This window comes from Methylobacterium sp. BE186 (assembly GCF_031457035.1).
Taxonomy (GTDB): Bacteria; Pseudomonadota; Alphaproteobacteria; order Rhizobiales; family Beijerinckiaceae; genus Methylobacterium; species Methylobacterium segetis.
Genome location: NZ_JAVDVV010000001.1, coordinates 230196 through 253362 on the forward strand (window position 1 = coordinate 230196; position 23167 = coordinate 253362).

At 72.7% G+C, this 23167-nt stretch carries 28 protein-coding genes; 17 read left to right on the forward strand and 11 right to left on the reverse strand.

Going from position 1 to position 23167, the window contains the following annotated elements; genetic code table 11:
• Positions 1-68 precede the first annotated feature (68 nt).
• The 6 genes from secB to hisG all read left to right on the forward strand — a co-directional run bounded on the left by secB (position 69) and on the right by hisG (position 6703).
• The gene (gene secB / locus J2X36_RS01060) at positions 69-578 is read left to right on the forward strand and encodes a protein-export chaperone SecB (RefSeq protein WP_132254624.1); all 510 of its coding nucleotides are present in this window, start codon (positions 69-71) and stop codon (positions 576-578) included.
• A 274-nt stretch (positions 579-852) separates the two neighbouring features.
• On the forward strand, positions 853-2085 hold the full coding sequence (locus J2X36_RS01065; protein WP_310345045.1) for an MFS transporter: 1233 nt from the start codon (positions 853-855) through the stop codon (positions 2083-2085).
• Positions 2086-2148: 63 nt separating this feature from the next.
• The gene (locus J2X36_RS01070; protein WP_132254622.1) at positions 2149-2646 is read left to right on the forward strand and encodes a DUF3429 domain-containing protein; all 498 of its coding nucleotides are present in this window, start codon (positions 2149-2151) and stop codon (positions 2644-2646) included.
• Between the two features lie 231 nt (positions 2647-2877).
• Positions 2878-4431, forward strand: a complete 1554-nt coding sequence (gene hisS, locus J2X36_RS01075; RefSeq protein ID WP_310345050.1) for a histidine--tRNA ligase — start codon at positions 2878-2880, stop codon at positions 4429-4431.
• Between the two features lie 111 nt (positions 4432-4542).
• Complete coding sequence (locus J2X36_RS01080; RefSeq protein WP_310345052.1) at positions 4543-5727, forward strand: ATP phosphoribosyltransferase regulatory subunit; 1185 nt, start codon at positions 4543-4545, stop codon at positions 5725-5727.
• The gene (gene hisG / locus J2X36_RS01085; protein ID WP_132254619.1) at positions 5720-6703 is read left to right on the forward strand and encodes an ATP phosphoribosyltransferase; all 984 of its coding nucleotides are present in this window, start codon (positions 5720-5722) and stop codon (positions 6701-6703) included. The genes J2X36_RS01080 and hisG overlap by 8 nt, the downstream gene beginning before the upstream one ends.
• An 18-nt stretch (positions 6704-6721) precedes the next feature.
• Here hisG and J2X36_RS01090 read toward each other — a convergent pair whose 3' ends face one another.
• The 5 genes from J2X36_RS01090 to J2X36_RS01110 form a co-directional block, all read right to left on the reverse strand.
• Complete coding sequence (locus tag J2X36_RS01090; protein WP_310345057.1) at positions 6722-7120, reverse strand: XRE family transcriptional regulator; 399 nt, start codon at positions 7118-7120, stop codon at positions 6722-6724.
• Positions 7101-7487, reverse strand: a complete 387-nt coding sequence (locus J2X36_RS01095; RefSeq protein ID WP_310345060.1) for a type II toxin-antitoxin system RelE/ParE family toxin — start codon at positions 7485-7487, stop codon at positions 7101-7103. Before J2X36_RS01095 ends, J2X36_RS01090 begins: the two co-directional genes overlap by 20 nt.
• Positions 7488-7541: 54 nt before the next feature.
• Positions 7542-7886 carry a lysozyme inhibitor LprI family protein gene (locus J2X36_RS01100; RefSeq protein ID WP_310345063.1) on the reverse strand — a complete coding sequence of 115 codons (345 nt, stop codon included), beginning with the start codon at positions 7884-7886 and terminating at the stop codon, positions 7542-7544.
• 76 nt (positions 7887-7962) lie between these two features.
• A complete protein-coding gene (hemJ, locus tag J2X36_RS01105) occupies positions 7963-8394 on the reverse strand; it encodes a protoporphyrinogen oxidase HemJ (protein ID WP_132254615.1) in 432 nt (143 codons plus the stop codon).
• A 4-nt stretch (positions 8395-8398) separates the two neighbouring features.
• Positions 8399-9559 (reverse strand): uroporphyrinogen decarboxylase, encoded by a 1161-nt coding sequence (locus J2X36_RS01110; protein ID WP_310345066.1) that lies wholly within the window; start codon positions 9557-9559, stop codon positions 8399-8401.
• 604 nt (positions 9560-10163) lie between these two features.
• Between J2X36_RS01110 and J2X36_RS01115 the strand changes: the two genes are divergently transcribed.
• From J2X36_RS01115 to J2X36_RS01165, 11 genes are all read left to right on the forward strand, one after another.
• The gene (locus J2X36_RS01115; protein WP_132256821.1) at positions 10164-10994 is read left to right on the forward strand and encodes a pyruvate, water dikinase regulatory protein; all 831 of its coding nucleotides are present in this window, start codon (positions 10164-10166) and stop codon (positions 10992-10994) included.
• A gap of 323 nt (positions 10995-11317) precedes the next feature.
• A complete protein-coding gene (locus J2X36_RS01120) occupies positions 11318-11608 on the forward strand; it encodes a hypothetical protein (RefSeq protein ID WP_132256819.1) in 291 nt (96 codons plus the stop codon).
• Positions 11609-11655: 47 nt separating this feature from the next.
• A complete protein-coding gene (locus J2X36_RS01125; protein WP_132256817.1) occupies positions 11656-12279 on the forward strand; it encodes a nucleoside triphosphate pyrophosphatase in 624 nt (207 codons plus the stop codon).
• A 55-nt stretch (positions 12280-12334) separates the two neighbouring features.
• The gene (locus J2X36_RS01130) at positions 12335-13342 is read left to right on the forward strand and encodes a cation diffusion facilitator family transporter (protein ID WP_310345563.1); all 1008 of its coding nucleotides are present in this window, start codon (positions 12335-12337) and stop codon (positions 13340-13342) included.
• A gap of 43 nt (positions 13343-13385) precedes the next feature.
• Positions 13386-14225, forward strand: coding sequence for a shikimate dehydrogenase (locus tag J2X36_RS01135; protein ID WP_310345072.1), 840 nt, complete (start codon positions 13386-13388; stop codon positions 14223-14225).
• A complete protein-coding gene (gene coaE, locus J2X36_RS01140; RefSeq protein ID WP_310345074.1) occupies positions 14222-14848 on the forward strand; it encodes a dephospho-CoA kinase in 627 nt (208 codons plus the stop codon). The genes J2X36_RS01135 and coaE overlap by 4 nt, the downstream gene beginning before the upstream one ends.
• A gap of 140 nt (positions 14849-14988) precedes the next feature.
• Positions 14989-15225, forward strand: coding sequence for a type II toxin-antitoxin system HicA family toxin (locus J2X36_RS01145; protein WP_310345076.1), 237 nt, complete (start codon positions 14989-14991; stop codon positions 15223-15225).
• Positions 15222-15449: a type II toxin-antitoxin system HicB family antitoxin gene (locus tag J2X36_RS01150; protein WP_310345078.1), complete on the forward strand. Its 228-nt coding sequence runs from the start codon at positions 15222-15224 to the stop codon at positions 15447-15449. Before J2X36_RS01145 ends, J2X36_RS01150 begins: the two co-directional genes overlap by 4 nt.
• Before the next feature lie 62 nt (positions 15450-15511).
• Positions 15512-16237, forward strand: coding sequence for a DNA polymerase III subunit epsilon (gene dnaQ, locus J2X36_RS01155; protein WP_310345081.1), 726 nt, complete (start codon positions 15512-15514; stop codon positions 16235-16237).
• 98 nt (positions 16238-16335) lie between these two features.
• Complete coding sequence (locus J2X36_RS01160) at positions 16336-16761, forward strand: CopG family transcriptional regulator (protein WP_310345567.1); 426 nt, start codon at positions 16336-16338, stop codon at positions 16759-16761.
• A 70-nt stretch (positions 16762-16831) separates the two neighbouring features.
• Positions 16832-18145, forward strand: a complete 1314-nt coding sequence (locus J2X36_RS01165) for a PHB depolymerase family esterase (RefSeq protein ID WP_310345083.1) — start codon at positions 16832-16834, stop codon at positions 18143-18145.
• A gap of 1 nt (position 18146) precedes the next feature.
• Here J2X36_RS01165 and panC read toward each other — a convergent pair whose 3' ends face one another.
• The 6 genes from panC to J2X36_RS01195 all read right to left on the reverse strand — a co-directional run bounded on the left by panC (position 18147) and on the right by J2X36_RS01195 (position 23162).
• Entirely contained in the window at positions 18147-19013 is an 867-nt protein-coding gene (panC, locus tag J2X36_RS01170) for a pantoate--beta-alanine ligase (RefSeq protein WP_310345086.1), read from the reverse strand.
• A gap of 66 nt (positions 19014-19079) precedes the next feature.
• Complete coding sequence (locus J2X36_RS01175; RefSeq protein ID WP_310345089.1) at positions 19080-19445, reverse strand: hypothetical protein; 366 nt, start codon at positions 19443-19445, stop codon at positions 19080-19082.
• 62 nt (positions 19446-19507) lie between these two features.
• Positions 19508-19984, reverse strand: a complete 477-nt coding sequence (gene ybaK, locus J2X36_RS01180; protein WP_132255433.1) for a Cys-tRNA(Pro) deacylase — start codon at positions 19982-19984, stop codon at positions 19508-19510.
• An 11-nt stretch (positions 19985-19995) separates the two neighbouring features.
• Complete coding sequence (bla, locus tag J2X36_RS01185; RefSeq protein WP_310345093.1) at positions 19996-20895, reverse strand: class A beta-lactamase; 900 nt, start codon at positions 20893-20895, stop codon at positions 19996-19998.
• 93 nt (positions 20896-20988) lie between these two features.
• Positions 20989-22254 (reverse strand): hypothetical protein, encoded by a 1266-nt coding sequence (locus tag J2X36_RS01190; protein WP_310345096.1) that lies wholly within the window; start codon positions 22252-22254, stop codon positions 20989-20991.
• A complete protein-coding gene (locus J2X36_RS01195) occupies positions 22251-23162 on the reverse strand; it encodes a tetratricopeptide repeat protein (protein WP_132255436.1) in 912 nt (303 codons plus the stop codon). The genes J2X36_RS01190 and J2X36_RS01195 overlap by 4 nt, the downstream gene beginning before the upstream one ends.
• Between the last annotated feature and the right edge of the window lie 5 nt (positions 23163-23167).

The following is a 23167-nucleotide window of genomic DNA, read 5'->3' on the forward strand; positions in this document are numbered from 1 at the left end:
CCACCCGTGCGCGACGGCCCCGGGATCGCGGGCGTCCCAGAGACGACTTTCGAGGAGGATGACACGCCATGGCCGACTCTCCGGCACCGAACGGCAACGGTGGCGCCACGGCGCAGGCCGAGAACGCGCCCGCGATCAACGCGCTGGCCCAGTACGCCAAGGACCTCTCGTTCGAGAACCCGAACGCGCCGCGCTCGCTCCAGCCCCAGGAAGGCCAGGGCCCGCAGATCAACATCCAGGTCAACGTCAACGCCCAGCAGATCGCCGAGGCCGATTTCGAGGTCGAGCTGACGCTGGAGGGCGACGCGAAGATCAACAACGAGGTGCTGTTCGCCTTCGACCTGAAGTACGCCGGCATCTTCCGCATGCGCAACATCCCGCAGGACCAGCTGCATCCGGCGGTGATGATCGAGTGCCCGCGCCTGCTCTTCCCCTTCGCGCGGCAGATCGTCGCCGAGGCCGTGCGCAACGGCGGCTTCCCGCCCCTCTACATCGATCCGATCGATTTCGTCGGCCTCTACCGCCAGAAGGCTCTGGAGGCGCAGGCCCAGCAGGCCGGCGGCCCGCTCGACGCCTGAGCCGCCCCGCGGCACCCGACCCGATCGCGCTCCGTCTCCCCGGCTCCGTCCCCCTCTCCCGTTCGGGAAAGGGTCGGGGCGAGGGGTGCGACCCCTCCGGAAACCTCGCATTCCTCATCCGGTCCGCGTCCCGCGGGCTCGGCCTCTCCCGTTCGGGAGAGGCGGGGCATCCGAGCCGGGGAAAATTGCCGCGCTCGGGATCCCTCGAGGCAGGCTTGCGCATTGAAGGGACCTCGGCGGCGCCCTCGGCCCGCCCCCGCCAGCGCCCGGATCCATGAACGCCACAACGCATCTCGGCCTCATCAACGTCTTCATCGGTGACATCCAGGGCGGGCTCGGGCCGTTCCTCGGCACGTGGCTCGCGGAGACCGGATCGTGGAGCCCGGCGCGGATCGGCTTCGTGACCACCCTGGTCGGCGTCGGCACCCTGTTCCTCAGCGGACCCTTCGGCGCCCTCGTCGACCGGCTCGGGCGCCCGCGCCTCCTGATCTGCGCCGCCTGCGCGGCGATCCTCGCCGGGACCCTGCTCCTGCTGCCGGCCCGGGCCTTCGCCACCGTGTTCGCGGCCCAGTTCATCGCCGCGGCGGGGGGCACCCTGCTCCTGCCCGCCGTCACCGCGCTGACCCTCGGCATCGTCGGCAAGGACAGGTTCCCGCAGCAGCAGGGCCGGAACCAGGCCTACAACCATGTCGGCATCCTGATCGCGGCCGGCCTCATCAGCGTCGGCACCCCCTATCTCGGGCCGGCGGTGGCCTTCTGGGTGCTCGGCGTCATGGCGGTGCTCGCCATCGTCGCCACCGCGACGACGCCCGGCCACTGCTACAACGAGCGCCGGGCGGTCGGCTGGAAGGAGGACGATCCGGACGACCATCCGGCCCGGGCGGGCACCCGCAGCGTGCTCTCGAACCGCAAGCTGATGGTACTGGCCCTGGCGCTCGCCCTGTTCAACCTCGGCAACGGCGGCATGCTGACCCTGCTCGGCCAGAAGCTCGTCGCCACCGCCGACGACGCCACGAGCTGGACCGCCCGCTACGTCATGGTGGCGCAGCTCGTGATGATCCCGGTCGCCCTGTTCGCCGGCTCGCTCGCCGACAAGCGCGGGCGCCGCAAGCTCCTCCTCGTGGCCATCGCGGTGCTGCCCGTGCGCGCCGCGCTCTCGGGCTTCATCGACGATCCGCTCTGGCTGATCTCGGCCGAGATCCTCGACGGCGTCGCCTCGGGCATCGTCGGCGTCGCGGTCCCGGTCGTGGTCGCCGACCTCACCTGGGGCTCGGGCCGCACCCAGACGGCGCTCGGCACCGTCAACGCCGTGCAGGGCATCGGCGGGGCGCTCTCCGCCTGGTACGGCGGCCTCGCCCAGTCCTTCCTCGGCTGGACGGGCGCCTTCCTCGCCCTCGGCGCCCCGGCCCTCGTCGCCCTCGCCCTCGTGATCTGGCTCGACACCACCACCGAGCCGGGCCGGCGCAGCCGCCGCCGCGAGGCCCGGGCCGCCCTGCAGGCGGCCTGACCCCGCGGGAACCGGCGCCCGGCGCACCGGTTCCCCGTGCGGTTCGAACGCAGGGGAGCGCCGATGCGGCAGGACGCGACCGGACGCACCGTCACGGCCCACGAGCCGCGCGAGACGCCCTGGCTCAGCGTGGTGCTCGGCTACGGGCCGATGCTGCCCTTCCTCGCGGGTGCCGCCGCCGCCTGGACCCTGGGCGGCGACCTCGCGCGCGGGGCCGCGACGCTGACCCTGCTCTGGGCCTCGGCCATCCTGCTGTTCCTGTCGGGCGTGCGCCGGGGCGTCTCCTTCCGCACCGAGGGCGGGCCGACCGCGATGCAGATCGGCACCATGATGCTCCTGTTCGGCCTCGGCTTCTCGGCCCTCGTCGCGACGGTCCTGGGGCGGGAGACGGGCGCGCTCGCCCTGCTCATCCTCGGCTACGCGGCGATCACGGTGCTCGATCCGATCGCGGCGGCGCGCGGCGAGGCACCCCTGTTCTTCCGGCGGCTGCGCCCGCTGCAGATCCCGCTCGGGCTCGCCGGCCTTCTCGCCCTGCTCACCCTGAAGCTCTCCGGCGGATAGGCCCGGGCGCGCCCGGCGGGAGGCGCCCCCTCTCCCGTCCGGGAGAGGGCGGGGGTGAGGGGTGTGACCTCTCCGGAAAGACCTGATCCCTCACCCCGTCCGCGTGCCGCGGACTCGACCTCTCCCGAACGGGAGAGGTGGGCGGCGGGCAGCCTGCGCTTGCCGCCTCCTCCCGCGCGCGTTAGAGCCCGGCGGGTCATTCCGGACGCGAGCACGAAGCGAACGCAAGCCATGTCCAAGGCGGAGAAGGTCAAGGCCGAGACGGTCAAGGCCGACACCCTCAAGCCGCGCCTGCCCCGCGGCCTCCTCGACCGGCGCGCGGACGCGATCGCGGCGCAGGGGCGGATGCTGGAGGTGATCCGCGACACCTTCACGCTCTACGGCTTCGAGGCGCTGGAGACGCCCTTCATCGAGTACACCGAGGCGCTCGGCAAGTTCCTGCCCGATCTCGACCGGCCGAACGAGGGCGTGTTCTCGTTCCAGGACGACGACGAATCCTGGCTGTCGCTGCGCTACGACCTCACCGCGCCGCTCGCCCGCTTCGTGGCCGAGAATTTCGACGCGATCCCGAAGCCCTACCGGAGCTTCCGCAACGGCTACGTCTTCCGCAACGAGAAGCCGGGGCCGGGACGCTTCCGCCAGTTCATGCAGTTCGATGCCGACATCGTCGGCGCGGGCTCCGTCGCGGCCGATGCCGAGATCTGCATGATGGCCGCCGACACCCTCGACCGGCTCGGGCTGAAGGGCCAGTACCTGATCAAGGTGAACAACCGGAAGGTGCTCGACGGGATGATGGAGGCGATCGGGCTCGCCGGTCCCGATCAGGCCGGGCGCCGCCTCACCGTGCTGCGCGCCATCGACAAGCTCGACCGCCTCGGCCCCGACGGGGTGCGCCTCCTGCTCGGCCCCGGCCGCAAGGACGAGAGCGGCGACTTCACCAAGGGCGCGGGGCTCGACGAGGCCGCGATCGAGCGCATCCTCGCCTACGTCTCGTTCCAGGCCTCCCCCAGCGACGGCGGCGACCGGGTGCATTTCTGGGAGCAGTTCTTCCGCTCCTGGAGCGACGTGGTCGGCGAATCCGAGACGGGGCGCGAGGGCATCGCGGAACTCCACGCCATCATGCGGCTCTGCGCGGCGGCCGGCTACGGCCACGACCAGATCCGGGCGGACCCGAGCGTGGTGCGCGGCCTCGAATACTATACCGGCCCCGTCTACGAGGCGGAGCTGACCTTCCCCGTCACCAACGAGGAGGGGCAGGTGGTGCGCTTCGGCTCGGTGGCGGGCGGCGGGCGCTACGACGGGCTCGTCGGGCGCTTCCGGTCCGAGCCCGTGCCGGCCACCGGCTTCTCGATCGGCGTGTCGCGCCTGTTCTCGGCGCTGCAGCTCGTGAAGAGCCCGCTGGTTCAGGGCGCGGAGAGCCCCGGCCCCGTCGTGGTCCTCGTCCTCGACCGGGAATGCATCGCCGAATACCAGCGCCTCGTCGCCGCCCTGCGCGGGGCCGGCATCCGGGCCGAGCTCTATCTCGGCGGCGCCGGCATGAAGGCGCAGATGAAATACGCCGACCGCCGGCGCGCGCCGGTCGCCGTCATCCAGGGCTCGAACGAGCGCGAGGCCGGCGAGGTCCAGATCAAGGACCTGATCGAGGGCGCCCGGGCCGCCGAGGGCATCGCCAGCAACGCCGAGTGGAAGGCGGCGCGCCCGGCGCAATTCTCGGTGCCGGAGGGCGAGATGGTCGAGCGCGTGCGCGAGGTGCTGGCCCGCCACTTCCCGCAGCCGGGGGGCTGAGGGGCCGGCTTTTACCGTCCGCGCCATCATCTCAAGGGGTTGCGGGGGCCAAGTGTCGCCAAGTGCGGCCCCGGTTGCTAGAGAGCCGGGCGACATCGAGCGGGACCCATCATGATGCGAGCGGAGGCAGGCGGCCCGGCGGGCACCGACGAGGCCAAGACGCGGCTCTCGGCGCGGCTCTCGGCGCATCTCTCCGCGGCGGGCTACCGTCCGGTGACGCCGCCGGTGCTGCAGCCCGTCGAGCCCTTCCTCGAACTCTCCGGCGAGGACATCCGCCGCCGCATCTTCGTCACTCAGGACGAGGCGGGCACGGAGCTCTGCCTGCGGCCCGAATTCACCATCCCCGTCTGCCGCCTGCACCGGGCGCTCGCGGACGGGCAGGTCGCCGATTACAGCTATCTCGGCCCCGTCTTCCGCCTGGGCGGCCACGAGCCCGACGAGTTCCTGCAGGCCGGCATCGAGTCGATCGGGCGGACCGACACGCCGGCCGCCGATGCCGAGGTGCTGGGCCTCGCCCTCGAGGGGCTCGCGCTGCTCGGCCGCCCCGAGGCGGAGGTGCGGCTCGGCGACATGGGGCTCACCGTGGCGCTTCTCGACGGGCTCGGCGTGCCGCCGGCCGCCAAGCGCCGCACGCTGCGGGCGCTCGCCGCCGGCCGCGGCCTCGACGGGGTGATGAACACGGCCCAGAGCGAGGACCGGCACGCGGGGCTCCTCGCCACCATCCAGGGCCAGGACCCCAAGGGCGTGCGCGCCTTCGTGGAGGACGTGCTCTCGATCGCCGGCATCTCGGCGGTGGGCGGGCGCAGCGCGGGCGAGATCGCCGAGCGCTTCCTCGCCAAGGCCGCCGCGCAGGCGAATGGCGGGGCCGGCCTCAACGCCGAGAACCGGGCGGTGATCGAGCGCTACCGGGCGATCTCGGGCGATCCGGACGCGGCGGCGCGCGACCTGCGGGCGCTCGCCGACGAGGCCGGGCTCCTGCGCCAGCCCGCCTTCGCGGCCGCGCTCGCCCTGTTCGAGGAGCGCACCGGCTTCATGGCGGCGCGCGGCCTGCCGGTGGAGCGCTTCCGCTTCGCGGGGAGCTTCGCGCGCAACCTCGACTATTATACGGGCTTCATCTTCGAGGTGACGGCGCCCGCCGAGGGCGATCGGCCCGGCCCCGCCCTCGTCGGCGGCGGCCGCTACGACGGGCTCCTCAGCCATCTCGGCAGCCCGGCGCCGCTCCCGGCCGTCGGCTGCGCCTTCTGGCTCGACCGCGCCGCCCGCAACGCCCCTTCCAGCGAGACCCCCGATGCCTGAGACCGATGGGGCCCTCGTCCTCGCCGTGCCCTCGAAGGGCCGGCTGCAGGAGAACGCCGCCGCCTTCTTCGCCCGGGCCGGCCTGAAGCTCGCGCAAGGGGCCGGCGCACGCGATTATCGCGGCCGGCTCGTCGGCGTGCCCGGCGTCGAGGTGCGCTACCTCTCGGCCTCCGAGATCGCGGGCCAGCTCGCGAGCGGGGCGGCCCATCTCGGCATCACCGGCGAGGACCTGATCCGCGAGACGCTGCCGGACGATCGCGGACGGGTCGAGCTCCTGACGCCGCTCGGCTTCGGGCAGGCGACGGTGGTGGTGGCGGTGCCCCAGGCCTGGATCGACGTGCGCGCCATGGGCGACCTCGACGAGGTGGCGGCCGAGATGCGCGCCCATCACGGACGGCGGCTTCGCATCGCCACGAAATACGTGAACCTGACCCGCCGCTTCTTCGCCGAGAAGGGCGTCGCCGATTACCGCATCGTCGAGAGCCTCGGCGCCACCGAGGGCGCGCCGGCCGCGGGCTCGGCCGAGATCGTTGTGGACATCACGACGACGGGGGCCACGCTCCAGGCGAACGCCCTCAAGATCCTCGACGACGGCATCATCCTGCGCTCGGAGGCGAACCTCGTCGCCTCGCTGCGCGCCGCCTGGGGCGAGAGCCAGCGGACGGCTCTGCGCGCCGTGCTCGGCCGCATCGCCGCCGAGGAGCGCGCCCGCACCACCCGCGAGGTCCGGGCGGGGCTCCCGGAGAGCGGGTCGATCGACCTCGCGACGATCGCGGGGCTCCACGAGGCGGAGCTGCCCTACGGCGCCCCGCGAGGCCCGGACGGCGAGATCGTGCTGCGCTGCCCGGCCGACGCGGTCTTCGCGCTCTCGGACGCCTTGGTCGAGGCCGGCGCCCGCTCCGTCACGGTGCGCCGCATCGACTACGCCTTCGCGGGCGAGAACCCCCTGGCGGAGCGCCTGCTGGCGCGGCTGTGAGGGGGGCCCTATCGGCTCTCAGGCTCGGTCTTCAGGCTCGGTCTTGGCACGGGGACGACGCCCGGCCGCCTTGGCGCTGCGGCCTGCTCTCGCCTTCGCCGCCGTCACGTCTCCGAGACGCTCGAGGCGGACCGGCGCGTGCGCGGGAAGGCGCACGATCAGATCGAGTTGGCCGCCGATCGCCTCCACGTAGCTCCGCAGGGTCGACAGATACAGGTCGGCCTGCTTCTCGATCTTGGAGACCGAGGGCTGCTTGATCTGCAGCGCCGACGCGATCTCGGCCTGCGCGCGGCCGGCCAGGCGACGCAACTCGCCGAGGCTTTCGACCTCGTCCTTCAAGCGCTGAAATCGGGCTTCGACGGCGCCGCGCCGCTCCTCGGGCAGCGCGGCGATCACGTCATCGAGATTGCGGCCCATCGCCGTCTCCCTTCGCTTCCGCCAAGCCGTCGAGATGGGCTTGGTAGCGCCCGTCGGCCTTGGCGATCAGGATCTTGTAGAATCGTTTCTCGCCGATCCCCGCCTTGTCGCCGGCGACGAGCAGGATCGCCTTCCGCCGCGGATCGAACGCGAAGGCCACGCGCCAGACCCCGTCGTCGGCGGAGAAGCGCAACTCCTTCATGTTCGCGAAGGAGGACCCGTTCAGCGTATCGACGTGCGGGCGACCGAGCTGCGGCCCGAACACGGCGAGGAGCTTGGCCGATGCCAGCAATTCGTCCTGCACCGGCCGCGGCAACGTCTCGAACTCCGCATCGAACGCGTCGCCCAGGACGACATCCCAATCCATATATAGCCTTTAAGCTATGTTCGTCCAAGTGACGATCCGACCGCTGACGCCCGCTCACGGCCCCTGCTTGGCGAATTCCGAGAAGACCGCCCGCAGGGTCTTCAGCCGGCCCGCATAGGCCTCGCGCAGGCAGCCGGGGTCGGCGCCGCAGGCGCGGCGCTCGGTGAGCCAGGCTTCCTGGTCGTCCCGCAGCTTGCCCCGCCCGCCCATGGGCAGCAGCTCCTTCAGGATCGCGAAGCGCACCGCCATCTCGACGTCGAGGTCGTTGAGCGCCCGGTCGGCGCAGATCGCCGTCTCGTCGGCGGCCTGCACGCCCTCGCAGGGGAAGCTCGCCGCGCGGGCGGGACTGGCGGCGAGCAGGAGGGGGAGGGCGAGGCCGGCGGCCGGGACGCGGAGCATGGCGGGTCTCCTCTCGGGGCGCGGGCGCGACCCCGTCGTCAGGGGGTCCCGGCCGCATCCCTCCGAGTGTCCACCATCAGGCGCCCGGTTTCACCACCGCCAGGATCACGATCACGATCATCAGGAGCGTCGGCACCTCGTTGACGATCCGGTAGAAGCGGGGCGCGCGCCGGTTCCGGTCGGCCGCGAAGTCCCGGACCATGCGGGCGAACCAGCCGTGCATCCCCGACATCATGAGCACCAGGGCGAACTTCGCCTGCAGCCAGCCCGAGGCGTAGAAGCCGCTCATCCAGGCGAGGCTCAGCCCGAGGATCCAGGTCGCGATCATGGCGGGCGTCATGATCGCCTTGAGGAGGCGGCGCTCCATCACCTTGAAGGTCTCGGATTGCGCGCCCGAGCCCGGCGGCAGCGAGGCGTGGTAGACGAAGAGCCGGGGCAGGTAGAGCATCGCCGCCATCCAGGCGATCAGCGCGATGACGTGGCCGGCCTTGATCCAGGCGTAGAGCATCGGCTCAGGCGCCCCGCAGGCGGGCGAGCATCCGCTCCACATGGGCGACGGGCGTCTGCGGCGTGATGCCGTGGCCGAGGTTGAAGATGTGCGGCAGGCCGCGGGTCGCCGCGAGAATCGCGTCGACCGCGGCGTCGAGCGCCTCCCCACCCTCGATCAGCACGTCCGGATGCAGGTTTCCCTGCGTCACGATGCTCGCCGGCAGGCGTTGGCGCAGGGCAGCGAGGTCCACCGCCCAATCGACGCCGACGGCGTCAGCGCCCGTCTCCGGCACGACGCGGGCATGGCCGTCGAGGCCCGAGCCGCGGGCGAAGACGATGACCTTTGCATCCGGCACCTCGGCCCGGATGCCTTCGATCATCCGGGCGATCGGCCGGAACGACCAGCGGGCGAGGGCATCCTCGCCGCCGCCGCCGCTCGGCAGGGTGCCGGCGTGGTTGCCCGAGGCCGGCAAGGTGCCGGCATGGTTGCCCGAGGCCGGCAAGGTGCCGGCATGGTTGCCCGAGGCCGGCAAGGTGCCGGCATGGGACTCGAAGATCTGCACGGCGTCGGCCCCGGCGCGGAGCTGGCGCACGAGGTACTCGGTCTGCACGGCGACGAGCCGGTCGATCAGCGCGTCGACGAGGGCCGTGTCGCTCTCCGCGAGCGCCCGGGCGGGGGCGAGGTCGGGCGTGCCGCGGCCTCCGATCATGTAGCTTGCCACCGTCCAGGGCGCGCCGCAGAAGCCCAGCAGCGTCGTCTCGGCGGGCAGCTCCCGGCGCAGCCGCGCGACGGTCTCGAAGACGGGCGCGAGGTGCTCGAACACGGCCGGGTCGTCGGCCGCCCGCAGCCGCTCGAACTCCGCCCGCCCGCGCAACGGATCGAGGCGCGGCCCCTCCCCTTCGACGAAGCGCACGTCCTGCCCGAGGGCGTGGGGCACGACGAGGATGTCCGAGAACAGGATCGACGCCTCGAAGCCGAAGCGGCGGATCGGCTGCAGCGTCACTTCGACGGCGAAGTCGGGGCTGTAGCAGAGGTCGAGGAAGGAGCCGGCCTCCGCCCGCGTCTCGCGGTATTCGGGCAGGTAGCGCCCGGCCTGGCGCATCATCCAGGCGGGCGGCGGCGAGACCGCCTCGCCCGAGAGCACGCGCAGGACCTTGCGGTCCACTGGGTTCACCTCGGCCATCTCGCCTCCCCCCGCATCCCTCTCCGCGTCGATCCGCGGGAGGCGCTGTCCGTCCGAAAACCTCTCGGGTCCGAAGACCTCTCGGGTCCGAAGACCTCTTGGGCCCGAAAACCTCTCGGGTCCAAGACCCCCTCGGGTCCGGACATCGGTCGGGATGGACCCGTCGCACGGTCGCGACGCGTCCATCCCCACCCCGGCCCTCTTCAAAGAAAGAGAGATTCTAGGACTCTGTTTTTTCTCTTGGCGGCTGGATCGCGGGATCGCAACCGCGTCCACAGGCCGTCCCCGCCGCGACGGCGTTAAGAGGGCTTTAACAGATCCGATCTAATGTCGGCGATAGGGCAGTCTCGCCAGCGGCTTGGATCGCGGGGCGGGCCGATGCGCCGACGGATGTCCCGGATTCTCCCATCGGGGCCGATTCCGCGCGCCCTCATGACGCGCTGTTGACGGCGGAGTCGATGACTTCGGTGCCGCCCGCGCTGGACCGTGGCGGCGGGCCGTCTTATCCACACTCATCGACTCCCTGACGGCGCGCGGTGGACAAGGCCCGATCCATGCCTCTTCGGTCCCTGCCTCTGCTTCGCCCGGAGGAGACACGGACCGGATGAGCCGCAGCTACTTTCACCTCCACCTCGTCTCGGACTCGACGGGCGAGACGCTGATCAATGTCGGGCGCGCCGCCGCCGCCCAGTACGAGGGCGTCTCGGCGATCGAGCACGTCTACCCGCTGGTGCGCTCGGCCGCGCAGCTGGAGCGGGTCATCTCCGAGATCGAGGCGGCGCCGGGCCTCGTCCTGTTCACGCTGGTCGCGCACGAGCTCGTCGACCGGCTGGAGGCCGCCTGCCGGGAATCCGGCTCGCCCTGCCTGTCCGTGCTGCAGCCCGTGCACGCCCTGCTGCAATCCTATCTCGGCGCGCAGACCAATGCCCGGCCGGGCGCGCAGCACATGCTGAACGCGGAGTATTTCAAGCGCATCGACGCGATGAACTTCACGCTCGCCCACGACGACGGCAACCTGCCGGACAATCTCGAGGAGGCCGACGTCGTCCTGATCGGGGTGAGCCGCACCTCGAAGACGCCGACCTCGATCTACCTCGCCAATCGCGGGCTGAAGACCACCAACATCCCCCTCGTGCCGGGCATGCCGCTGCCGCCGGCGCTCGAGCAGGTGCGGCGGCCCCTGGTGGTCGGCCTCATCGCCAGCCCCGAGCGCATCGTGCAGATCCGCCAGAACCGGCTCCTCAGCCTGAAGGCGGACGATTCCTCCCTCTACGTCGACCGCGACGCCGTGGCCGACGAGGTCGCCACCTCGCGCCGCCTCTGCGCCAAGCACCGCTGGCCGACGATCGACGTCACCCGCCGCTCGATCGAGGAGACGGCCGCGGCCATCCTCGACCTCTACCGCGAGCACCGGCTGCGCTTCATCGCGAGCTGAGGGGAGGCGCGAGGTAACCCCCTCTCCCGTTCGGGAGAGGGTTGGGGTGAGGGATGCGCCGCATCCGGACACGTCGCACCCCTCGCCCGGTGCGCTGCCGCGAAACCGGCCTTTCCCGGACGGGAGAGGTGGGGCCGCCCCTTTCCGCGCCGACGCGCGGCTCGATCGCGGCTGCCGCACCTCCGAAGGCCGGTCTCAAATGATGTTGTCGTGCGGACCCGCACATCAGTATCCCTGATGCCGGCCGCCGCCGGGATCAGTCACGGCACGGCCTTATTCGCTCCCGAACACTGGTCCGGCCCGACACGAAGGAGCCTCAGACCATGAGCCCGATCCTGAACGACGCGCCGGCCGCGCCCGCCCTCGCCTTCCGGCAGGCGGTGCCGACCCATGGCTGCGGCGGCTTCCCCAAGGCGCTGCGCGACGTCACCGAGGCCCGCCGCGCGGTCGAGCGCGAGCGCCTGCCGCTGATCCGCTCGAATGCCGGCTGGCTCGCGGTCTACAATCGCCTCCTCGTCGCCCAGGCGAGCGGCAGCGAGGCCGATATCGAGGCGGCGCGGGGCGCCCTCGCCGAGGCGCTCGAGGCCGATTCGACGCCGCACCGGGCCGCCTGACCGCCCGAACCTTGCGGGGCCGGCCCCATCGGTGACACATCCGGGCGATGGATCGCGCCGCCACCGCCTGGGCCCTCCCCGCCCCGCTCCTCCTCGCCTCGACGAGCCCGACGCGGCGCCTGCTCCTGGAGAGCGCGGCGCTCCCCGTCGAGACCGAGAGCCCCGGCGTCGACGAGCGCGCCGTCGAGCGGGAGGCCGCTCGCCTCGCGCCGGCCGAGCTCGCGGGGCGCCTCGCCGCGGCGAAATGCGCCGCGGTGGCCGCCCGTCACCCGGACCGGATCGTCGTCGGCGCCGATCAGGTGCTCGACCTCGACGGCGAGGTCTTCCACAAGCCCGCCGACCCGGCGGCCGCCCGCGCCCAGCTCGGCCGCCTCGCCGGGCGCAGCCACGCCCTCCACGCGGCGGTGGCGATCGGGGCGGATGGGCGCGTCGCCGAGAGCTTCGTCGAGACGGCCCGCCTGACGCTGCGCCCCCTCGATGCCGCGGCGATCGCGGCCTATGTGGAGCTCGCCGGCGCGGCCCGCGTGACCGCGAGCGTCGGCGCCTACCAGCTCGAGGGGCTCGGCATCCACCTGTTCTCGGAGATCGCGGGCGACCACAGCACGATCCTCGGCCTGCCGCTCCTGCCCCTCCTCGCCCGCCTGCGCGCCCGCGGGTGCCTGCGCCTGTGACCGTGAGCCCGCTTCGAGGATCCCGGACGTGACCGGACGCCCAAACGAACCCGGCCTGACCGGCCCTGATCGCGATCAACGCGGGACGGCGTCGAATCGTGATCCCTGCGATCACGATCATGATCGCGATCACCACAACCACAAGCATGATCACGGGCATGGCCACGGCCACGGGCATGGTCATGCGCCGACGAGTTTCGGGCGGGCCTTCGCCATCGGCATCGGCCTGAACGCGGCCTTCGTCGCGATCGAGGCGGGCTACGGCTTCGCCGCCAACGCCATGTCCCTGGTGGCCGATGCGGGGCACAACCTGTCCGACGTTCTCGGCCTCCTCGTCGCCTGGGTCGCCTCCGTGCTGGTCCGGCGCCGGGCCAGCGCGCGCTACACCTACGGGTTGCGCGGCTCCTCGATCCTGGCGGCCCTCTTCAACGCCGTCTTCCTCCTCGTCGCCACCGGGGCGATCCTCTGGGAGGCGCTCGCCCGCCTCCTCCACCCCGAGCCCGTGGCCGGCGTGACCGTGATGGTGGTGGCCGCCATCGGCATCCTCGTGAACGGGTGCACGGCGTGGTTGTTCGCGTCGGGAGCCAAGGGCGACATCAACATCCGCGGCGCCTTCCTGCACATGGCCGCCGACGCCGCCGTCTCGGCCGGCGTCGTCGCGGCCGGCCTCCTGATCTGGCTCACCGGGCTCGACTGGATCGACCCCCTCGTCAGCCTCGCCATCGCCGGGCTGATCGTCTGGGCCTCCTGGGGCCTGCTCACCGAGAGCGTCGCCATGGCGCTCTCGGCCGTGCCCCCCGGGATCGAGCCGGAGCGGGTGCGCGACTACCTGCGCGTGCAGCCCGGCGTCGCCGACCTGCACGACCTCCACATCTGGCCGATGAGCACCACCGAGGTGGCGCTGACGGCACACCTTGTGATGGTGGAGGGCCATCCCGGCAACGGCTTCCTGCGGCAGGTCGCGGAGGAGTTGCAAACCCGCTTCGGCATCGCCCACGCCACCCTCCAGATCGAGGAGGCGGGCGGCCCGCCCTGCCCGATCGCGCAGGATTGCGCCGTGTGATAGGCCCCCTCCCGCCCCCTCGCCCCGGAACCCGCGGTCCCGCATGAAGAAGGCCTTCGTCGTCGGCCACCCGATCGCCCATTCGCGCTCGCCGCTGATCCACAACCACTGGCTCGGAATCCACGGCATCGCCGGCTCCTACGAGCGCCTCGACGTCGCCCCCGACGCCTTCCCCGATTTCCTGCGCGCCCTGCCCGATTCGGGATTTGCGGGCGGCAACGTCACGATCCCCCACAAGGAGGCGGCCTTCCGCCTCGCCGACGCGCTGACGCCGCGAGCCGAGCGGATCGGCGCCGTCAACACCCTGATCGTGGGCGCGGACGGGCGGATCCGGGGCGACAACACCGACGCGCCGGGCTTCATCGCCCATCTCGACCAGAGCCTCGGCGCCGACTGGCCGGAGCGGACGGGCGGCACCGCCCTGGTGCTGGGTGCCGGGGGCGCCGCCCGCGCCATCGTCGTCGGCCTCGCCGAGCGCGGCCTCGGGCGCATCCTCATCGCCAATCGGACGCCGGAGCGCGCCGCCGCCCTCGTCGGGCTCGCCCCCGGCGCGGCGGAGGCGGTCGCCTGGGAGGACCTGCCGGGCCGCCTCTCCGGGACGGGGCTTCTCGTGAACACCACCTCGCTCGGCATGACCGGCCACCCGCCGCTCGACGTCGACCTCGCCCCCCTCCCCGGCCGGGCGGCGGTCGCCGACATCGTCTACGCGCCGCTGGAGACCCCGCTTCTGGCTGCGGCCCGCGCCCGGGGCCTCGCCGCCGTCGACGGCCTCGGGATGCTGCTGCACCAGGCGGTGCCCGGCTTCGCGGCGTGGTTCGGGGTGCGGCCGGCGGTCACCGAGGCCCTGCGCGCCCGCATCGTCGCGGACCTGCGGCCCGCATGAGCGCGAAGGCGCCCCGCGGCCGGCCCTTCGTCCTCGGGCTCACGGGCTCGATCGGCATGGGCAAATCCGCCACCGCCGCGATATTCGCGGAATGCGGCGTGCCGGTCCACGACGCGGATGCCGCGGTCCACGCCCTCTACGGGCCGGGCGGTGCCGCCGGCCCCGCGATCGGCCAGGCCTTCCCGGGCACGCTCGGCCCGGACGGCGCCGTCGACCGGGCGGCCCTGCGCGCCGCGGTGATCGGCCATCCGGAGCGGCTCGCACGGCTCGAATCCATCGTGCATCCCCTCGTCCGCGAGGCGGAGACCGCCTTCCTGCGCCGACACGCGGACGCGCCCCTCGTCCTCCTCGACATCCCCCTCCTCTACGAGACGGACGGCGCCGCGCGCTGCGACGCCGTCCTGGTGGTGACGGCGCCTCCCGAGGTGCAGCGCGCCCGCGTCCTCGCCCGTCCCGGATTGTCGGAGGCGGATTTCGAGGCGATCCGGGCCAAGCAGATGCCCGACGCCGAGAAGCGGGCCCGGGCCGATTTCGTCATCGACACCAGCCTCGGCTTCGCTCACGCGAAGAAAGATGTGGAACGAATCATTGACCAAGTGGAGAGAGTCACATCCGCCGGATGAGGTCTTCCCGGTTCAAGACACACTGCTCTGCGGGCAAAGATTTACGATTCGTCAACGGCGTCCTCGCCAGGATCAGGATTTAATCCCGGCTTAGGCATGGCGCTCAAGAATCGGCTCCACCTCCATGGAGCTGATTCTCTATGTCGAAACGTCTCGAGGCGATGCGCGCCAACCCGAAGGGTGGATGGACGATCGCCGACGTGGAAGCGGCCTGCGCGGAGTTCGGGATCCTGTGCAAGCCTGCACGCGGATCGCACTATCGGATTGGTCATCCGTCTCAGACCACGAAATTGACCATCCCGGCCAAACGGCCCATCAAGCCCGTCTACATTCGCGACCTTGTCCGGTTCATCGATCAAGTCAGAGCCGCGTCATGAGCCATCTTGCCTACCCGGTCGTGATCACGCCGCTCGCCGATGACGACGGCGGGGGCTTCGCGGCGACCGTGCCCGATCTGCCCGGTTGCCTATCGGACGGCGAGACCCCCGAGGAGGCCCTGCACAACGTGCTTGACGCCATCCAGTCCTGGATCGAGATGGCGCGGGAACTGGGGCATCCGGTTCCGGAGCCGTCACGCAGGCGCGAGCGCGCTGCGGGTTAACTCCAGCTTAGCCGTTCCGCCGCTCCTCTTGGGGGGCATCGCTGTCATCCCCGAGAGCCCCCATGCTGCGCGAGATCGTCCTCGACACCGAGACTACCGGCACCGACGCCAAGGGGGGCGACCGGCTGATCGAGATCGGCTGCGTCGAACTCCTCAACCACATCCAGACCGGCCGCACTTTCCACCGCTATATCAACCCGCAGCGGGCGGTGTCCGAGGGCGCCTTCGCGGTCCACGGCCTCTCGGACGCCTTTCTCGTCGACAAGCCCGTCTTCGCCGAAATCGTGGACGAGTTCCGCGCCTTCTGCGGCGACAGCCGACTCGTGATCCACAACGCGCCCTTCGACGTCGGCTTCATCAACGCGGAATTCGCGCGCCTCGGCGCCGCCGCGCCGCCGGCCATCGATCTGGAGGCGGTCGTTGACACCCTGATCATGGCCCGGCGCAAGCATCCGGGCGCGGCCAACAACCTCGACGCCCTCTGCAACCGCTACGGCATCGACACGACGCGGCGCACCAAGCACGGGGCGCTCCTCGACGCGCAGATCCTGGCCGAGGTCTACATCGAGCTCCTCGGGGGCAAGCAGACGAGCCTCGGCCTCGGCGTGGTCGAGGTGCAAGAGGCGGTCGCCGTCGAGGAGGAGGGCGGCGAGCCGGTGCCCGTCGGCCTGCGCAAGGTCCGCCCCCGCCTCACACCGGAGGAGCAGGGGCGCCACGAGGCCTTCCTGGCAAGCCTCGGCGCCATCGCGATCTGGCGCGACTACATCGGCGAGGAGGGCAGCGCCTGACGGCTTTTTTGCGTCGCAGCAAATAATTCATTGCATCGCACAAAAAACGGCCCATATACCATCCACACGGATGGTCGATGGATGGACCCGTCACAGCGATGCTCGATCTGATACCCCGCCCACGCCCAGCCGCCCGCACGGCCGAGAGCGAGAAGATCACGATCAATCTCGGATTCGTCGATCTCGGCCACATCGACCTCCTCGTCACGGAGAGGGTCTACGGCAACCGGAGCGACTTCATCCGCACGGCGATCCGCCGCGAGATCGAGCGCCATGCCGAGATTACCCGGCAGTCGGTCGCCCGCAAGAGCGTCGAGGTCGGGCTCCGGCCGATCCGCCGCACCGAGCTCGAAGAGGCGCGCGCGGCGGGCCGCACCCTCGACATCCGCGTCCTGGGCCTCGCCAGCATCGAGCCCGACGTCACCCCCGATCTCGCCCGCGAGACCATCGCCTCCCTCGAAGTGCTGGGCAGCCTCCAGGCGAGCCCCGCCGTGAAGGCCGCCCTCGCAGACCGGCTGCGCTGAGGGCGCCGTTCCGTCCGGCGCGAGGCTCGACCCCCGCGTCGCCCCTCCCCGTTTCCACGAAAGCCCGCCCATGACCGAACATGCAGCCCGGATGCAGGTGCGTCTCGCCGACATGCTGGAAGCCACCCGGCTCACGGGCGCCGGCCGTCTCGACGAGGCCACCGCCCTGATCCAGCGCAACCTGCGCGAGCGGCCGGCTCCGGCGCCGGCCCCGGAGATGAAGCGCATCGAGCCGCCGACGATCGACCTCGTGGCCGAGCGCGTCGGCGAGGGGACCCGTCCGGAGGCGCCTCGCGCCGGGACGACGGCCGCCGACGAACCCGCCGCGGCCGGGCCGTGGGTCGATGGCGACCTGCTCGGCGATGGTGCGCATCCGGCGATCATCCCGGAGCGCCTGCGCGAGGTGCTGCGCGGCCTCGGGCGCGGCGTCGCACCGGTTCTGAACGGATTGAATCTCGCGCCGGGCTCGCTTCCCGGGATGGGCACCGGCCGCCCGACACCGCCGCCCGCGGCCGGGGACGGGCAGTTCGTGGCCCGATCCTTCTCGAGTCCGGCCGGCGCGCGCGACTACAAGCTGTTCATCCCGAGCCGTCCGGCGGCCGGCGCCTGCCTCGTCGTGATGCTGCACGGCTGCACGCAGTCGCCCGACGATTTCGCGGCCGGCACCAACATGAACGTCCTGGCCGAGACGGAGGGGTTCTACGTCGCCTACCCGGCCCAGAGCGCGCGGGCGAACGGCCAGCGCTGCTGGAACTGGTTCCAGCCCGGCGACCAGGGCCGGGAGGCCGGCGAGGCGGCGATCATCGCAGGCCTGACCCGGGCGATCCTGGACGAGTGCCCGATCGATCCGAAGCGCGTCTACATCGCTGGCCTCTCGGCGGGCGGGGCGGCCGCGGCCAACATCGCGCAGGCCTATCCCGATCTCTACGCCGCGGTGGGGGTGCATTCGGGCCTCGCCGCCGGCTGCGCGCGCGACCTCTCCTCGGCGCTCATGGCCATGCAGGTCGGCGCGCCCGGCCAGAACGCCCCGACGGGTTTCGGCGCCCCGGCCGAGGGCCTGCGCGTGCCGACCATCGTGTTCCACGGCGACGAGGACGGCACGGTGAGCCCGCGCAACGCCGATCAGGTCCTGGCCCAGGCGGGAGCCGGCTCGCTGCACGCCGAGAGCCGGTCCGTCCACAGCGACGGGCGCTCGTACACCCGCACCCGCTACGCGGATGCGGCGGGCCGGGTCGTGGTGGAGGATTGGCGGGTGCGCGGCCTCGGCCATGCGTGGTCGGGCGGCTCCGCGGCGGGCAGCTACACCGATCCGCAGGGACCCGACGCCTCGCGCGCCATGCTCGACTTCTTCGCCGCGCACCCGCTGCGGGGCGTCGACGCCTGATCTAGACCTGCAGATTGTCGATGAGCCGCGTGCGGCCGAGATAGGCTGCCGCGAGCACCCGCGCCGGGCCCTCGACGCGGGCGAGGGGCGCCAGGGTCTCCGCGTCGCAGATCGCGAGATACTGGACCGGCGCGAAACCGGCCGCCTCGAGGTCGGCCCGGCCGCGGGCGAGAAGCGGCTCCGTCTCGCCCCCGCTTCTGGCCGCGGCGGCGATCTCCGCCAGCACCGCGTGGAGCCGCGGCGCCCGCGCCCGCTCCTCGGGCGAGAGGTAGCGGTTGCGGGAGGAGAGGGCGAGGCCGTCCGCCTCGCGCACCGTTGGCACGCCGCGGATCTCGAAGGGCAGGTCGAGGTCGCGCACCGCGCGGCGGATCACCTGCAATTGCTGGAAATCCTTCTCGCCGAACAGCGCGATGTCGGGCCGCACTTGGTTGAGGAGCTTCGTCACCACCGTCGCGACGCCCGAGAAATGGCCTGGACGATAGGCGCCGCACAGGCCCTCCGTGAGGTCTGCGACCTCGATCCGCGTCGAGAAGCCGGGCGGGTACATGGTCTCGACGGCGGGCGTCCAGGCCGCGTCGCAGCCGGCCCCGGCCAGGAGCCGGAGATCGGCCTCGACGTCCCGCGGGTAGCGCGAGAAATCCTCGTTCGGGCCGAACTGGGTCGGATTGACGAAGATGCTCGCCACCGCGCGCTGCCCGATCTCGCGGGCATGGGCGATCAGGGCGAGGTGGCCCGCATGCAGCGCGCCCATGGTCGGCACCAGCACGACGCGCTCGCCGGCCTGCCGCCACGCCGCCACCTGCGCGCGGAGCGGCGCGAGTTCCGCGAGACGCCGGCAGACCGGAGGAGGGGGCGGGGATTCGGGCACGGCGGAGGGCTCCGGCAGGACAGGCCGGCAGGACTTAAGGGCCGGCTCGTTCCGGCGCCAGAGCCATCAGGGGCAATAGGGCAGGAGCGGGCGGCCGTAAGGGTCGTCGATGCCGGGCGGCGGGGTCAGGCCGTAGTAGCTCGGGCGCGAGAGGCCGTAGGCCGAACCGACGTAACTCGGGTCGCCCGGCGCGTTGGTCGGCACCGGGACCCGGCGGGGCCGGCAGCCGAAGAGGCGCGGGCGGGGCGGTACCAGCACGACGGCCTCGTCCGAACCGTCGCCCCGGGGGAAGTAGCGCGGCGCGGACGGCCCGGGCTGAGGGACGGGCGGGGCCTCGATCAGGTCCGCGGCGGCGGCCCCCGCACAGGCGAGGAGCAGCAGGGCGGCCGTCAGGCCGGCGCGTCGCGCCCCCGCATCCGCCCGTCCCGCCATGCCGCCCTCCCACGAACGCGCCACCCTGACCGGGTCAGGGTAAACGGATCGTCAACCCGCGATCAGGTCAGCGGGGTAATGCGGGCCTGAAGCACGGCGACGAGGTCGGCCGGCCTCACCCGCACCTGCAGGCCGCGGCCGCCGCCGTTGAGGTAGATCGCGTCGTGCCCCGCCGAGAGGGCGGCCTCGTCGATCAGCACGGGCAGGCGCCGCTTCTGCCCGAGGGGGCTGATGCCGCCGACATGGTAGCCCGTGATCCGCTCCGCCTCCGCGGGCTTCAGCATCGCGGCCGATTTCGCCCCGCAGGCGGCGGCGAGCCGCTTCAGGCTGATCTCCCGGTCGGAGGACACCAGCACGCAGACGGGCTTCCCGTCGGCCTCCGCCATCAGGGTCTTGAGGATCCGGTCCGGCGGGATGCCGAGAGCCTCGGCGGCCTGGAGCCCGATGCGCGGCGCCTCCGGATCGTAGGCGTAGGCGTGCACGCTGTAGGCGATGCCGGCCCGGTCGAGGGCCTGTGTCGCGCGGGTGGCCTTCGACATCGAGAACCTCCTCAGAAGGTCGCGGCCACGAGCCGCCCGACCTCGGCATGGGCGGCGTCCCGCTCCTCCGCCGTGCTCACGGAGCCCGTGAGGTAGATGGCGGCCACGAGGGGCGCCCGGTGGGGCGGCCGCAGGATCGCGACGACGTTGGCGGTGGCGTTGTCGCCGCTGCCCGTCTTGTCGCCGACCGCCCAATCCGGCGGCAAGCCGGCGCGCAGCCGCTTCAGTCCCGTCCGGGCCGCGACCATCCAGCCCTCGAGCCGCGCCCGGCTCGCGGGCGAGAGGACGTCCCCGATCAGCAGCCGCTCGAGATCCTCGGCCATCGCCGCGGGGCTCGTCGTGTCCCGCGGGTCGCCGGGAATGGCGGTGTTGAGGGTCGGCTCCGTCCGGTCGAGGCGGGTCGTCCCGTCGCCGATCCCGCGCAGCCAGGCGGTGAGGGCAGGGGGGCCGCCGAGCGCCTGCAGCATCAGGTTCGCCGCCGTGTTGTCGCTGACGACGATGGCCGCCGCGCAGAGGTCGGCGAGGCTCATCGTGCCGGAATCCCGGCCGGCCTCCCGCAGGGCGCCCCCCGTCGCCGGCGCGTGGCTGTCGAGGTCGGCGGCCGTGAAGGACATCGTGCGCTCCAGGCGCTCGCGGCCCGCATCGACCCGGGCCAGGATCGCGGCGGCGGCGAGCACCTTGAAGGTGCTGCACAGCGGGAAGCGTGCGTCGGCCTGGTGGAGGAGGGCGCGGCCGGAGCCGGTGTCGCGCACGGCGACGCCGAGGCGCCCCCCGAGCCGGTCCTCGATCATCCGCAGGCTCTGCCGTGCCCCGGAAACCGCGTCCGAGGCGCGGGGGGAGCGGGATGCGGCGGCCAGCGCAGCCGCGGCGAAGCCGGCCCGGAGGGCGGTGCGGCGGGTCGGGGTGAGCAAGGGCTGCCTCGGGGCGGAGCGTACGGGGGCGGCCAGGAGCCGGGCAAGCTTGGCCGAATCGGGGCGGGACTTCTCGCGGAGGCGTTCTCTGCCTCAGGGCGGAGCCGGCACGCCGTCGAGGGGTTTCAGCGGATCCGACTCCGGAGCGCCGCCCCGCTGCCGGACCGGCCGGGAGAGACGAGCGGCGAGGCGGCGGAGGTCGGGCGCGGGGCTGCCGCCCGGTGCGTAGACCGCCCGGTCGAGGGCGGCGAGGGCCGTGGCCGTCTCCGGCTGTCCCTGCCAGATCGGAGCGAGCCCGGGCTCGGCCTGCAGGCCCTGCCCCAGCGCGGAGCGGAACGCGGTGGCGTCGCCCGCCGCCGCCGCCCGCCTGAGGGCTCGCCGGCTCGGGGCGCCGAGGCGCAGCCGGGCCCCCCCGCCGACGCCGTAGCCGAGGAGCGCGAGGCCGAGGCCGAAGGCGGCGAGCCCCGCCGCCGCGATCGCGTAGGGTGAGGCGAAGGCCGCGCGGGGCGCCTCGCCCTCGCGGTCGGGCAGGCCGCCGCCGATCTGGCGGGCGGGGATCTCGGCCTCCCGCATGGTCCGCGAGACCGTGTCGAACCAGGAGATCGTGATGGCGTTCAGCGGGATGATCTCGTCGATCGCCGGCTTCACGTCCCATTGGTAGGTCGCCCGCGCCACCGGCCCCTGCGGCGTGATGATCGTCTCGCGGTTCACGGGGCCCGCGAAGGTGAGGATGCCGCGGGTGCGCATGACCGGGCGGGGCGGCAGGCCCTCGGCGACCATGCCCTGCGCCTCGACGGTGACGATCCGGCGGGCCGATTCGCCGACTTTCAGGGTCTCCGGGTCCGGGCTCCAGGAATCGGTGATCGAGACGTCGCGCGCCGGCAGCCACCAGGGCTCCTTGGCGTCGGGGCCGCCGGCGCCCTTCCAGGTCGCGACGGGCAGGGAGATCGGGGCGGACCGGACATCCACCACCTTACGCACGCCCGCATCGCTGAGGGTGAGGCGATGCACGAACGGATCGAGGGTGAAGTCGCCGGCATGATGCGGGAAGATCGCGATCACCCGGTCGAAGGCGATGGCGCTCTGCCCGTCGGGGAGCTTCGTGCGGGACCAGATATCGCGGCCGAGCTGCGTCCAGCTGAAATTGGCGAGCGTCGGCTGCACCACCTCCTCCAGCAGGATCTGCTGCTTGTAGACCCCGTGGATGCGCAGCAGCACCATCTCGCGCGCGAACGGGTCCGCATTGCCGTTGCGCTCCGGCGTGACGGTGAGCGTCAGGTCGCCGGGCTCGATCTCGGCGCGGGCCGGCCCGGCGGCCAGCGCGCAGAGCAGCGTCAGGGCCAGGAGAAGGCGGTTCACCACGGGTTGCTCCCCGCCGGCATGGCGGTGCCGGCCTCGATGCGCCGGGCCTGCTCGGCCTTGAGGCGCAGCTTCAGGTAGCGGCCCGGATCGTCCGGCAGCGTGCGCAGCCAGAGCCGGTCGGGCCGGATCTCGTGGGCCTCGAAGCTCTTCGTGACCCGGCGGGCCTCGCGCTCGGGCGCCGCCGCAACCATGGCCGAGCCGCCGCCCTTTCGCCCGCGCCCGGCCGCGTCGCCCACCGAGCCGCGGGCCTGCCCCTCGCCGGATTCGAGCGATTGCTGCTCGGCCTTGCCGCGCCGGGAGACCGCGCTGTTGCCGGGGATCGAGGCGCTGGAGCTCGATTCCTTGTTGCCGGCCAGGCCCTCGCCGCTCGACGTGGCCTGGATGTCGTCGTTCTGGTCCTGGTTGGCGGTGTTGTTGTAGCGGGCGCCGTACTGCGCCGAGGCGTTGGCGATGCCGCCCCCCTTGCCGCGGTCGATCTCCTCGGCGAGGAGGCGGCTGATGAGCGAGCGGTTCGCCTGGGCGTCCGCGTCGCGCGGGTTGAACTGCAGGGCGGCGTCGTAGGCCGCGACGGCGCCCGCGAAATCGCCCTGGCGGGCGAGCGCGTTGCCGAGGTTGTAGGAATTGCGCCGGCCGCCGTCGCGGAAGATGGCGGCGGCTTCCCCGTACTGGCCGGCCTCGTAGAGGGCCGGCCCGCGCCAGGCCGGATCGCTGATCACGCGGGCGGCGAGATCGGGCAGGCCGATTCCCATCAGCAGCCGCCCGAACCCGGTGCGGGGCTCCGAGACGAGGGTGAGGCCGAAGATGCCCGCACCCGCGAGAGCGAGGCCGCCGATCCGGGCCGAGCGGCGCCAGGATCGGGGAAACGCGACGGGACGGGGAAGGTGCAGGGCGGATCCAGCCGGCATCGGAC

Bases quoted from the DNA above. Each gene is read 5' to 3' on its own strand.
- J2X36_RS01150 (WP_310345078.1), top strand. From the start codon at position 15,222: ATGAGCCATCTTGCCTACCCGGTCGTGATCACGCCGCTCGCCGATGAC.
- J2X36_RS01135 (WP_310345072.1), top strand. From the start codon at position 13,386: ATGAAGAAGGCCTTCGTCGTCGGCCACCCGATCGCCCATTCGCGCTCG.
- J2X36_RS01165 (WP_310345083.1), top strand. From the start codon at position 16,832: ATGACCGAACATGCAGCCCGGATGCAGGTGCGTCTCGCCGACATGCTG.
- J2X36_RS01090 (WP_310345057.1), bottom strand. From the start codon at position 7,120: ATGGGCCGCAATCTCGATGACGTGATCGCCGCGCTGCCCGAGGAGCGG.
- J2X36_RS01125 (WP_132256817.1), top strand. From the start codon at position 11,656: ATGGATCGCGCCGCCACCGCCTGGGCCCTCCCCGCCCCGCTCCTCCTC.
- hisG (WP_132254619.1), top strand. From the start codon at position 5,720: ATGCCTGAGACCGATGGGGCCCTCGTCCTCGCCGTGCCCTCGAAGGGC.
- J2X36_RS01115 (WP_132256821.1), top strand. From the start codon at position 10,164: ATGAGCCGCAGCTACTTTCACCTCCACCTCGTCTCGGACTCGACGGGC.
- J2X36_RS01070 (WP_132254622.1), top strand. From the start codon at position 2,149: ATGCGGCAGGACGCGACCGGACGCACCGTCACGGCCCACGAGCCGCGC.
- hemJ (WP_132254615.1), bottom strand. From the start codon at position 8,394: ATGCTCTACGCCTGGATCAAGGCCGGCCACGTCATCGCGCTGATCGCC.
- J2X36_RS01120 (WP_132256819.1), top strand. From the start codon at position 11,318: ATGAGCCCGATCCTGAACGACGCGCCGGCCGCGCCCGCCCTCGCCTTC.
- J2X36_RS01080 (WP_310345052.1), top strand. From the start codon at position 4,543: ATGATGCGAGCGGAGGCAGGCGGCCCGGCGGGCACCGACGAGGCCAAG.
- secB (WP_132254624.1), top strand. From the start codon at position 69: ATGGCCGACTCTCCGGCACCGAACGGCAACGGTGGCGCCACGGCGCAG.
- J2X36_RS01100 (WP_310345063.1), bottom strand. From the start codon at position 7,886: ATGCTCCGCGTCCCGGCCGCCGGCCTCGCCCTCCCCCTCCTGCTCGCC.
- ybaK (WP_132255433.1), bottom strand. From the start codon at position 19,984: ATGTCGAAGGCCACCCGCGCGACACAGGCCCTCGACCGGGCCGGCATC.
- J2X36_RS01160 (WP_310345567.1), top strand. From the start codon at position 16,336: ATGCTCGATCTGATACCCCGCCCACGCCCAGCCGCCCGCACGGCCGAG.
- coaE (WP_310345074.1), top strand. From the start codon at position 14,222: ATGAGCGCGAAGGCGCCCCGCGGCCGGCCCTTCGTCCTCGGGCTCACG.
- J2X36_RS01175 (WP_310345089.1), bottom strand. From the start codon at position 19,445: ATGGCGGGACGGGCGGATGCGGGGGCGCGACGCGCCGGCCTGACGGCC.
- dnaQ (WP_310345081.1), top strand. From the start codon at position 15,512: ATGCTGCGCGAGATCGTCCTCGACACCGAGACTACCGGCACCGACGCC.
- J2X36_RS01065 (WP_310345045.1), top strand. From the start codon at position 853: ATGAACGCCACAACGCATCTCGGCCTCATCAACGTCTTCATCGGTGAC.
- J2X36_RS01195 (WP_132255436.1), bottom strand. From the start codon at position 23,162: ATGCCGGCTGGATCCGCCCTGCACCTTCCCCGTCCCGTCGCGTTTCCC.
- hisS (WP_310345050.1), top strand. From the start codon at position 2,878: ATGTCCAAGGCGGAGAAGGTCAAGGCCGAGACGGTCAAGGCCGACACC.
- J2X36_RS01110 (WP_310345066.1), bottom strand. From the start codon at position 9,559: ATGGCCGAGGTGAACCCAGTGGACCGCAAGGTCCTGCGCGTGCTCTCG.
- J2X36_RS01145 (WP_310345076.1), top strand. From the start codon at position 14,989: ATGTCGAAACGTCTCGAGGCGATGCGCGCCAACCCGAAGGGTGGATGG.
- J2X36_RS01095 (WP_310345060.1), bottom strand. From the start codon at position 7,487: ATGGATTGGGATGTCGTCCTGGGCGACGCGTTCGATGCGGAGTTCGAG.